The 9,257-nt window shown below is 72.3% G+C and carries 13 protein-coding genes, 1 other RNA gene and 1 pseudogene; 2 read left to right on the top strand and 13 right to left on the bottom strand.

The window, feature by feature from the left end; genetic code table 11:
• The 8 genes and pseudogenes from ACFOY6_RS23120 to ACFOY6_RS23085 form a co-directional block, all read right to left on the bottom strand.
• Positions 1-231, bottom strand: a pseudogene (locus ACFOY6_RS23120) (hypothetical protein); the annotation flags it as partial.
• Between the two features lie 22 nt (positions 232-253).
• Positions 254-757: a protein TolR gene (gene tolR / locus ACFOY6_RS23115; RefSeq protein WP_109515269.1), complete on the bottom strand. Its 504-nt coding sequence runs from the start codon at positions 755-757 to the stop codon at positions 254-256.
• Positions 758-761: 4 nt separating this feature from the next.
• Positions 762-1,469, bottom strand: a complete 708-nt coding sequence (tolQ, locus tag ACFOY6_RS23110) for a protein TolQ (RefSeq protein ID WP_245906051.1) — start codon at positions 1,467-1,469, stop codon at positions 762-764.
• 15 nt (positions 1,470-1,484) lie between these two features.
• Positions 1,485-1,940, bottom strand: coding sequence for a YbgC/FadM family acyl-CoA thioesterase (locus ACFOY6_RS23105; protein ID WP_379652362.1), 456 nt, complete (start codon positions 1,938-1,940; stop codon positions 1,485-1,487).
• Positions 1,937-2,962 carry a Holliday junction branch migration DNA helicase RuvB gene (ruvB, locus tag ACFOY6_RS23100; protein WP_109515267.1) on the bottom strand — a complete coding sequence of 342 codons (1,026 nt, stop codon included), beginning with the start codon at positions 2,960-2,962 and terminating at the stop codon, positions 1,937-1,939. Before ruvB ends, ACFOY6_RS23105 begins: the two co-directional genes overlap by 4 nt.
• A gap of 85 nt (positions 2,963-3,047) precedes the next feature.
• Positions 3,048-3,665 carry a Holliday junction branch migration protein RuvA gene (gene ruvA, locus ACFOY6_RS23095; RefSeq protein ID WP_109515266.1) on the bottom strand — a complete coding sequence of 206 codons (618 nt, stop codon included), beginning with the start codon at positions 3,663-3,665 and terminating at the stop codon, positions 3,048-3,050.
• Positions 3,662-4,162 (bottom strand): crossover junction endodeoxyribonuclease RuvC, encoded by a 501-nt coding sequence (gene ruvC / locus ACFOY6_RS23090; protein ID WP_181377979.1) that lies wholly within the window; start codon positions 4,160-4,162, stop codon positions 3,662-3,664. Before ruvC ends, ruvA begins: the two co-directional genes overlap by 4 nt.
• Before the next feature lie 15 nt (positions 4,163-4,177).
• On the bottom strand, positions 4,178-4,930 hold the full coding sequence (locus ACFOY6_RS23085; protein ID WP_379634621.1) for a YebC/PmpR family DNA-binding transcriptional regulator: 753 nt from the start codon (positions 4,928-4,930) through the stop codon (positions 4,178-4,180).
• 158 nt (positions 4,931-5,088) lie between these two features.
• On the opposite strand from ACFOY6_RS23085, the gene ACFOY6_RS23080 reads away from it, so the two are divergent.
• Together ACFOY6_RS23080 and ACFOY6_RS23075 are read left to right on the top strand one after the other, a co-directional pair.
• Entirely contained in the window at positions 5,089-5,706 is a 618-nt protein-coding gene (locus ACFOY6_RS23080) for an MSMEG_1061 family FMN-dependent PPOX-type flavoprotein (protein ID WP_379652361.1), read from the top strand.
• A 156-nt stretch (positions 5,707-5,862) separates the two neighbouring features.
• Positions 5,863-6,765, top strand: coding sequence for a hypothetical protein (locus ACFOY6_RS23075; protein ID WP_379652360.1), 903 nt, complete (start codon positions 5,863-5,865; stop codon positions 6,763-6,765).
• A gap of 1 nt (position 6,766) precedes the next feature.
• Here ACFOY6_RS23075 and ACFOY6_RS23070 read toward each other — a convergent pair whose 3' ends face one another.
• From ACFOY6_RS23070 to ACFOY6_RS23050, 5 genes are all read right to left on the bottom strand, one after another.
• Complete coding sequence (locus ACFOY6_RS23070; protein ID WP_109515261.1) at positions 6,767-7,588, bottom strand: TIGR00282 family metallophosphoesterase; 822 nt, start codon at positions 7,586-7,588, stop codon at positions 6,767-6,769.
• A gap of 6 nt (positions 7,589-7,594) precedes the next feature.
• Positions 7,595-8,206 (bottom strand): 5-formyltetrahydrofolate cyclo-ligase, encoded by a 612-nt coding sequence (locus tag ACFOY6_RS23065; protein WP_379652359.1) that lies wholly within the window; start codon positions 8,204-8,206, stop codon positions 7,595-7,597.
• Positions 8,193-8,347, bottom strand: a non-coding RNA gene (ssrS, locus tag ACFOY6_RS23060) — 6S RNA. The genes ACFOY6_RS23065 and ssrS overlap by 14 nt, the downstream gene beginning before the upstream one ends.
• Before the next feature lie 9 nt (positions 8,348-8,356).
• Positions 8,357-8,686 (bottom strand): cell division protein ZapA, encoded by a 330-nt coding sequence (locus tag ACFOY6_RS23055; RefSeq protein WP_109515259.1) that lies wholly within the window; start codon positions 8,684-8,686, stop codon positions 8,357-8,359.
• Between the two features lie 2 nt (positions 8,687-8,688).
• Positions 8,689-8,991: a hypothetical protein gene (locus ACFOY6_RS23050; protein ID WP_146201811.1), complete on the bottom strand. Its 303-nt coding sequence runs from the start codon at positions 8,989-8,991 to the stop codon at positions 8,689-8,691.
• Positions 8,992-9,257 lie beyond the last annotated feature (266 nt).

Raw genomic sequence — 9,257 nt, 5'->3', positions numbered from 1 at the left:
GCTCCGCGTCGTGGTGTTGGGCGTGGGCTCGGGGGCCGGCGGGGCGGGCGCGGGCAGCGGCAGCGGCGCCTGCGCCACCTGCGGCATGTCCGGCGTCACCAGCTCGACGGGAACGGCTTCCTGCGGCGGCGGGATCTCGCGGCCCGGCAGGCGGATGAGCAGCATCAGCCCCAGCAGCGCGTGCAGCGCCGCCGAGACCGCAGCCCAGAAACGAAGGCCGGAACGGGCCATGGCGATGTTGCCGTATTCCTGCTCAGCGGCGCGGTGGCGCGGGCGCCGGTTGCGGGGCCTGCACCGCCGCCGGGCGGCCGGAGGGCTGCTCGGCCAGCAGGGCCACGCGGGTGAAGCCGGCGGAGGAGACGGTGCCCATCACCTCCATCACCCGGCCGTAGTTGATGCCGCGGTCGCCGCGCACGAAGATGCGGCGCTGCTGCTCGCCCGGCTTCTGCTCGCGCATGATGGCCTGGAGCTGCGGCACGAGGCCCTCCAGCGGCACCTCCGTCTCCTGCAGGAAGATGCGGCCCTCGGCGTTGACCGAGATGGTCAGCGGCTCGGTCTCCTGGTTCAGCGCCTGGGCGTTGGTCTTGGGCAGGTCGATCGGCACGCCGACCGTCATCAGCGGCGCCGCGACCATGAAGATGATCAGCAGCACCAGCATGACGTCCACCAGCGGCGTCACGTTGATCTCGGCCATGGCGCGGTAGCGCCCGCGCCGGCCATTGCCCCCCGGGCCCCCGCCTCCGCTGGACATGCCCATGGTGTCAGCCCCGCTCCTCGGCCTGGCGTGAGAGGATGGCGCCGAACTCGGCGGCGAAGCCCTCCAGCCGCGCCGCGAAGCGCGCCAGGTCGGTGGTGATCTTGTTGTAGGCCAGCACCGCCGGGATGGCGGCGACGAGGCCGATGGCGGTGGCGAACAGCGCCTCGGCGATGCCGGGGGCCACCACGGCCAGGTTGGTGTTCTGCATGCCGGCGATGGCGGAGAAGCTGTTCATGATGCCCCACACCGTGCCGAACAGGCCGATGAAGGGGGCGACCGACCCCACCGAGGCCAGAAACACCATCCAGCGCTCCAGCCGGTCCATCTCGCGCTGGATGGCCACCGTCATGGCGCGCTCGGCGCGCTGCTGCATGCCCACCGTGGCGATCTCGCCGCCGACGCTGCGCTCCCACTCCCGCATGGCGGCGCCGAACACGGCGGCGATCGGGTGGGTGGGGCGCTCGCCCTCGGCCTGGTGCAGCGCCTCCAGGCTGCCGCCGGACCAGAAACGGTCCTCGAAGGCGTCCGCCGCGCGGTTCACCCGGCGCAGGCTCGTCACCTTCTCGAACACCACGGCCCAGACCCAGACGCTGGCCAGCAGCAGGCCCAGCATCACGGTCTTGACCACCCAGTCCGCCTGCAGGAACAGGCCCCAGAGGGACAGATCGTGCGCCATCTGGCCGAGGTTGGACGCTGTCACGCTGTCACCCACGGCAATCTCCTTTTCCTACCCGGCCGGCGTCTCCGCCGGCCCCCTCGCCGGACCGTCCGCCATCGCGGCCTGCCGGAACACGCCGCGCCAGGGCTCCGGAATGGGCGCGGGGCGCATAGCCTCCCCCCGCACACAGACCAGACCGACCTGGAGCCGCGCCTTGACCCCGCCCCCCTCGCCGATCACGTCCTGGGCGAGGTCCACCGAGGCGCCGCCGGAGCGGAGCACGCGGGTTTCCACGATCAGGGAATCGTCGAGGCGGGCGGGGGCCACATACTCCACTTCAACGCGCCGCACCACGAGCATCGAAGAGTAACGTGCTATGAGAAGTTGATGCGGCAAGTTTATGGCACGCAACGATTCTGTCCGCCCCCGCTCCGCCCAGCGCAGATAGGTGGCGTGGTAGGCGATACCGCCGGCATCCGTATCCTCGAAATAAACCCGGACCGGCAGGCGGTGCGGCCAGCTCAAAACCCGCCTCCCAGCAGGTCCGGCTGGCTGCCGGCCGGCGGGGCGAGGCCCAGATGCCGCCAGCCGGGATCGCCCAGCACGCGGCCGCGCGGCGTGCGCAGCACGTAGCCCTCCTGGATCAGGTAGGGCTCCACCACATCCTCCAGCGTGTCCCGCCCCTCGGCCAGAGCGGCGGCGAGCGTCTCGACGCCGACCGGCCCGCCATTGTGGTGCTCGGCGATGCGGCGGAGGTAGCGGCGGTCCATCGAGTCGAGGCCACGCTCATCCACCTCCAGCCGGTGCAGCGCGGCATCGGCCATGGCACGGTCCGCCGCCTGGCCGGAGACCAGCGCGAAATCCCGCACCCGGCGCAGCAGCCGCCCGGCGATGCGCGGCGTGCCGCGCGAGCGGTTGGCGATCTCGCGCGCCCCCTCCTCGGTCAGCGCGAAGCCCAGCTTCTGCGCGCCGCGGCGGACAATCAGCAGCAGTTCCTCGGGCGTGTAGAACTGCAGCCGCAGCGGGATGCCGAAGCGGTCGCGCAGCGGCGTCGCCAGCAGCCCGGCACGGGTGGTGGCGCCGACCAGGGTGAAGGGCGGCAGGTCGATCCGCACCGTGCGCGCCGCCGGCCCCTCGCCGATGATCAGGTCGAGCTGGAAGTCCTCCATCGCCGGGTAGAGGGTTTCCTCCAGCGCCGGCTGCAGGCGGTGGATCTCGTCGACGAACAGAACATCGCGCGGCTGCAGGTTGGTCAGGATCGCGGCGAGGTCGCCGGCGCGTTGCAGCACCGGGCCGGAGGTGGCGCGGAACCCCACCCCCATCTCGCGCGCCACGATCTGCGCCAGCGTGGTCTTGCCGAGGCCGGGCGGGCCATGCAGCAGCACATGGTCCAGCGCCTCGCCACGGGTGCGGGCGGCCTGGATGAAGATGGCCAGGTTCTCGCGCGAGGCCTTCTGGCCGGTGAAGTCGTCCAGCGTCTGCGGGCGGAGGGTGGCCTCGGCCGCATCCTCCTCGCTGCGCTGCGGATCGGAAATCCTGTCACTCATTTTTCTGTCCGCTGCCGGTCAGGGCCGTGAAGGGATCGCTGCGGCCCGGCGGCGGGGCGGCGGGCAGGGAATCTCCCGGGGGCGTTCATCGGGGGGCCAGCTCCTTCAGCGCCTCGCGGATGAGGGCCTCCAATGCGGCGTCGTCGCCGAGGCGCTCCGTCACCCGCGCCACGGCCGCGCCGGCCTCGGGGCGGCGTATGCCGAGATTGACCAGCGCCGAGATGGCATCCGCCTGGGCGCGGCCAGCCGGCGGCAGCTCCGGCGCCGGGATGGCCACGGAGAAGCCTGAGCCGGTGGGCAGCGCCCCCACCTTCTCACGCAATTCGGAAACGAGGCGGATGGCCAGCTTGGCCCCCACGCCCGGCGCCCGGGTCAGCGCGCCCTTGTCGCCGGCCATGATGGCGCGGGCAAGGTCGGCCGGCGCCAGCGCCGAGAGCAACCCCAGCGCCACCTTGGGCCCGACGCCCTGGATGGCGGTCAACGTCCGGTACCAGTCCCGCTCCGCCACGTCGGCGAAGCCGTAGAGCAGGATGGCATCCTCCCGCACCACCGTCTCGATCAGCAGCGAGCCGGTGCCGGGCGGGCGCGGCAGGGCGGAGAGCGTGCGCGCCGAGCAGGCGATCAGGTAGCCCACCCCGTTCACGTCGAAGATGCAGCCACCCTCCAGCGGCGTGTCCAGCCGTCCGGTCAGCTTCCCGATCATGCGCGGACCTTCGCCAGCACCAGGTTGGTGGAGCGGTGATGCGCGTGGCAGATCGCCACCGCCAGCGCGTCCGAGGCATCGGCGCGGCGCAGCGTGGCGCCGGGCAGCAGGCGGCGCACCATGTCGGCCACCTGGGTCTTGTCGGCATGGCCGGTGCCGACCACGGCGCGCTTCACCTCCATGGCCTGGTATTCCGCCACCTTCAGCCCGGCCATGGCGGGCGCCAGCAGCACCACGCCGCGCGCCTGCCCCAGCTTCAGCGCCGCGCCGGGGTTCTTGTTGACATAGGTGTGCTCCACCGCCGCCTCCTCCGGCCGCCAGAGATCCATCAGCGCGTTCAGCGCGCGGTGGATCTGGCACAGCCGCTCGGCCAGGGAGAGCTCGGTGGTGGTGGAGATCACGCCATCGGCGATGTGGCGCAGCCGGTTGCCGCTGCTCTCCACCACCCCCCAGCCCGTGTGCTGGAGGCCGGGATCGAGCCCCAGCAGGCGGACCACACCGCTCATGGCCGCCTATTCCGCCGAGAGCTTGGCCAGCACGGCCTCGGGCAGCTCGAAATTGGCCGTCACCGCCTGCACGTCGTCATGCTCGTCCAGCACGTCGATCAGCTTCAGCACCGAGCGCGCCTTCTCCTCGTCCAGTTCGACCGAGATGTTGGGGCGCCATTCCAGCCTGGCGCTCTCCGCCGGGCCGAACTTCTCCTCGAGCGCATCGCGCACCGAGAACAGGTCCTCGATGGCGGTGCGGATCTCGTGGCCTTCCGCGCCGCTCTCCACATCGGCGGCGCCGGCCTCGATGGCGGCCTCCAGCATGGTGTCGGCATCCGCCACGGCGGCGGGGTAGCGCACCACCCCGTTGCGGTCGAACTGGAAGGAGACCGAGCCCGTCTCGCCCAGCGCGCCGCCATACTTGGAGAAGGCGGAGCGGATGTCGGAGGCGGTGCGGTTGCGGTTGTCCGTCAGCGTCTCGACGATGACGGCCACGCCGGCCGGGCCGTAGCCCTCGTAGCGCACCTCGACATAGTCCTCGCCGCCGGCGCCGCCGCTGGCCTTCTTGATGGCGCGGTCGATCGTGTCCTTGGTCATGTTGGCCACGCGCGCCGCCTGCACCGCCGAGCGCAGCCGGGGGTTGGCGGCCGGGTCCGGCAGGCCCTGGCGGGCGCTGACGGTGATCTCGCGGATCAGCTTGGCGAAGATGCGCGCGCGCTTGGCGTCCTGCGCGCCCTTGCGGTGCATGATGTTCTTGAACTGGGAATGGCCGGCCACGCGCTGCTTCTCCGGTATTCTCGTGATGTTCCGGGGGTTTGGTCCTATACCGCCGCCGCGCGCCGGATGCGAGGGGGGCCGCCCGCATTGCCCGCCGCCGCATTGCCCCTCGGCGAGGGCCGCCCTAGCATCCGCCGCTTCCCGGGCAGGAGCCGATGATGAGCCACGACCCCCACGCCATCACCACCCACGAGGCGCTGCAGGCGCACTACACCCCGCCGCGCGAGCTGGTGATGAAGAAGGTGGCCGACCGGATCGACCCCCACACCGCCGGCTTCATCGCCGCCAGCCCCTTCTGCCTGCTGGCCACCTTCGGCGCGCGCGGCCCCCATTGCACGCCGCGCGGCGACGCACCCGGCTTCATCGACGTGCTGGACGAGACGACGCTCGCCCTGCCCGACCGCCGCGGCAACAACCGCATCGACGCGCTGCGCGACATCATCGACAACCCGGCGGTGGCGCTGCTCTTCCTGGTCCCCGGCGCGGGGGAGACGCTGCGCGTGGCGGGCCAGGGCCGCCTCACCGCCGACCCGGCGCTGCGCGAGCGCTACACCATGCAGGGCCAGGTGCCGGCCACCGTGCTGCTGGTGGAGGTGCGCGAGGTGTTCATGCAGTGCCAGCGCGCCATCCTGCGCGCCAGGCTGTGGGGCGAGCGGGAGCGGCCGCGCGCCGCCCCCAGCATGGGCGAGCTGCTGGCCGCCCACACCGGCGGGCTGGTGGATGCCGGGAAATACGATGCCGAATCGGCCCCGCTGGTGAGCAAGGTCCTCTACTGACGCGACGACCCGCCCCGCTCCGGCGGGCGGCGCCGCGGCGGGCTTCCACGACCCGGGCTGAGCCGGCGCATCCGCGCCATGCCGGCCCGGCGCTATCCACATGCCCTGCGGCATCCTATTCCGGCGCCTTGCCCGTGAGCCGGAGACGAGACCGACATGCCGCAGCCCAAGGCCCAGAATAAAGGCCGGATACTCTACGATGACGGCATTGTCGTCATGCGCCGGGTGCGTCAGGCGGCTCCGGTGGATTCGATCGTCGTGACCTTCCCCGGCTACGACCAGACCGACATCACCCTCCCCGGCTTCGGCGAGACGCTGCTGCACGGCGCGGGCTACGACCTGATCTGCGTGCAGAAGCGCAGCAACAACGGCTACCAGTCGATGAGCCGCGAGGCCTTCGACAAGGCCGTGAAGCCGACCCTGTCGCGCTACCGCCGGATCTGCTTCTACGGCACCAGCGTCGGCGCCTATGCCGCGCTGTATTTCGGCCGCGGGCAGCGGGCCGATATCCTCTCCCTCTCCCCCCGCAACAGCCTGCACCCCCTCTATGCCGAGGTCCTGGGCCGGCGCGGGCCACAGGGCACGCCCTTCACGCATGAGCCGCTGGAGGCGGGCGAGAGCCGGGCGAAGCGCGTGACCGTGGTCTACGACCCCGTCCCGCGCACCGACAGGCTGGAACATGCCGACCTGCGGCTGCTGCGGGAATGCGTGGAGCCGGCCTTCCCGCAGCTCACCCATGTCTCGCTGCGCCACACCGGCCATCCGGTCGCGACGGCGCTGGCGGAGGTGCATCTGCTGCGCCCGGCCGTGCTGAACTTCATGCGCGGCCACGCCTTCAACGTCACGCCCTTCCGGCGGATGAAGGGGCGCTCGCCCTACTACATGCTCAACCTCTCGCGCTGGCTGGAGAAGCACGGGCGCTGGCGGCAGGCCGAGGCGGTGGTCGACCGCGGCCTGCGGCTGTTCCCCGCCAGCGGCTTCCTGAAGGCCCAGAAGGAGCGGCTGGCGCAGGAGCGGGCAGCGCGCGAGGCCATCGGGGCGGCCGGCGCCGCCCCCTGATTCACACCGCCGGCATGGCGGGGGCGAGCAGCCCCCCCAGGCGCACCGGCTCCACCCGCCGCGCCAGCCCCGTGGCGTCGTCCGTCTCGACGAACACGCCGGAGAGGCTGGCGGGTCCCTCGGCCGGGGCCAGCTTCTCGCCCGGCACCTTCTTCCAGAAGCGCAGCGCCGCGCCGCCCTTCTGCATGCCGATCACGCTGTCATAGTCGCCGCACATGCCGGCATCGGTCATGTAGGCGGTGCCGTTCTCCAGGATGCGGTGGTCGGCGCTCGGCACATGGGTGTGGGTGCCCACCACCAGGCTCACCCGCCCGTCGAAGCTGTGCGCCATGGCCATCTTCTCGCTGGTCGCCTCGGCGTGGATGTCGATGAGGATGGCCTGCACCGTGCCGCCGGCGCCCAAGGTGTGCTTCGCCAGCTCCGCCTGCACGGCGCGGAAAGGGTCGTCCAGCGGCTCCATGAACAGCCGGCCCATGGCGTTGATGACGAGCGCCTTGCGGCCGCCGGGCACCTCGACCACTGTGGCGCCGCGCCCCGGCGTGCCGGGCGGGTAGTTGAGGGGGCGGATCAGCCGCGGCTCGCCATCGATGAAGCCGATGATCTCCTTGCGGTCCCAGGAATGGTTGCCGAGGGTCAGCACATCCGCCCCCGCCGCCAGGAAGGCGCGCACCATGTCGGGCGAGACGCCGAAGCCGTGGCTGGCATTCTCGGCGTTCACCACGACCAGATCGGCCTTCAGCCGGGCGCGCAGGCCGGGCAGCTCGGCGGTCAGGGCGTCGCGGCCGGAACGGCCGACCACGTCGCCCAGGAACAGGATGCGCAAAACTCTCTACCTCTCGGTGCGGATGAAGCCGGCCTCGGTCGCGATGCCGGGCAAGGGCTGGTCGTGGGGGCCGGTGGGCACCGCCGGCACCTCCTGCGCCGCATAGGCGACGCCGATGGCGCGCGCCCCCGGCAGGGCGGCCAGGGTGCGGTCGTAATAGCCGCCGCCATAGCCGAGCCGCGCGCCGCGCCGGTCGAAGGCCAGCAGCGGCACCAGCAGCACCTCCGGCATCACCTCGGCCTCGCCCGCCGGCACGGAGGTGCCGAAGCGGCCGGGCAGCAGCGCCTCGCCGAAGCGCCAGGGGCGGAAGAGGAGCGGCAGGCCGCGCCGCGGCGTCACTGGCAGGCCGAGCGGCGCCTCGGCCGCCGCCAGGGCGCGCAGCAGCGGGCGGATGTCGATCTCGTCGCCCATCGGCCAGAAGCCGCCGACGCAGGCGCCGGCCGCCAGCGGGCATTCGCGCAGCGCCTCGGCCGCCAGCGCCTCGCCCGCGCCGCGGGCGGCGGGGCCGAACGCGGCGCGGCCCGCCAGCGCCGCCTGGCGCAGCGCCACCTTGGCGGCGGCGAGCTCGGGCGGATCGGTCTCGGCGGGAGATGGGGAAAGGGAGTGCGGAGCCGCCATGGCCGTTGGCGTGTTATCCTCCTAAGGCCTGTGTAAACAGGTGGGCACCAGGTAACCGGACCAAGATCCGGTCAGAGCCAGCTCCCGGAGGATGCTTATTGGCCCCAGGGATAATGTACCTGACGCACCGGGCAGCTCCGCCACACACATTTAGGGATGGTCGAGCGAGGCCGCAATGCCCTCGATCCGCTCGGCGAGCCGGCCGAGGCGCTCGGCCAGCAGCGGGTCCGAGGCAGGGGCGGATTGCGCGCTGGCCGCCTTCAGCCGCGACATCTCGACGCGCAGATCGTGCAGCTCGTCCGCCAGCAGCAGCGCGGCCAGCAGCAGCAGCCGGCTCTCGCCGAACTGGCCGCCCATGGCGCGGATGGAGGAGACGCGGCGGTCCACATCCGCCGCGAGCGCGATCAGATGCCCTTCCTGGCCATCCTCGCAGGAGACGGGATGGGTATAGCCACCGACACGAACCGTGACCTGGGCCAATCTCAGCTCCCCTTGCTGCTGTCGTCTGCCGGCGGAGCGGAGGCGGGCATGGGTTCCGCCGCCTCGCCCGGCTCCGCCTCATCCTCGGGCAGGTGGCCGGCGGCCTCGCCTTCCACCTCGGCCAGGGCGGTGCGCAGGCGCACCAGCGTCTCGTCCAGCCGCGCGGAAAGGGCCGCCACCTCGTCCGGCGTCACACCGGCGGACTGCGGCGGGCGGGCCAGGGCCGCCGCCAGCTTCTCGACCGCCTGTTCCAACCGTGTCGCCGCCGCGTTCACCGCATCGCTCATGCCGACGCCTTCACCCAAGCCGTGCCTCTCATGGTTTCAGGCTTTACGCGGCCCCCATGGGCAGGGTCAACGGATGCGGGGCAATGGAACGCTCTATGATGGGGATAGGCGGAGCATGGAGAGGCTGGCGGCATCACGAATGCGCGGGGTGGTGGTGCGCGATGCCGCCGGCGTGGCGCTGGCGCTGCGCGCGGCCAGGGGGCGCGGCCTGCACGGGCCGCTGCCGCTGCTCTCGCCGCCCGGCGCCGCTTCCTGGCTCGGCGCGCCGCTCTTCCTGGTGCTGC

This window comes from Teichococcus aestuarii, from assembly GCF_042651065.1.
Taxonomy (GTDB): Bacteria; Pseudomonadota; Alphaproteobacteria; order Acetobacterales; family Acetobacteraceae; genus Pseudoroseomonas; species Pseudoroseomonas aestuarii.
The sequence above is the reverse complement of the archived record's forward strand: the minus strand, read 5'-3'. Positions and strand labels throughout refer to the sequence as shown.

What these genes read in the sequence shown, in the direction of transcription:
- tolR (WP_109515269.1), bottom strand. Translation starts at nt 757, where the DNA reads ATGGGCATGTCCAGCGGAGGCGGGGGCCCGGGGGGCAATGGCCGGCGC.
- ruvB (WP_109515267.1), bottom strand. Translation starts at nt 2,962, where the DNA reads ATGAGTGACAGGATTTCCGATCCGCAGCGCAGCGAGGAGGATGCGGCC.
- ruvA (WP_109515266.1), bottom strand. Translation starts at nt 3,665, where the DNA reads ATGATCGGGAAGCTGACCGGACGGCTGGACACGCCGCTGGAGGGTGGC.
- ACFOY6_RS23080 (WP_379652361.1), top strand. Translation starts at nt 5,089, where the DNA reads ATGAGCCACGACCCCCACGCCATCACCACCCACGAGGCGCTGCAGGCG.
- ACFOY6_RS23075 (WP_379652360.1), top strand. Translation starts at nt 5,863, where the DNA reads ATGCCGCAGCCCAAGGCCCAGAATAAAGGCCGGATACTCTACGATGAC.
- ACFOY6_RS23065 (WP_379652359.1), bottom strand. Translation starts at nt 8,206, where the DNA reads ATGGCGGCTCCGCACTCCCTTTCCCCATCTCCCGCCGAGACCGATCCG.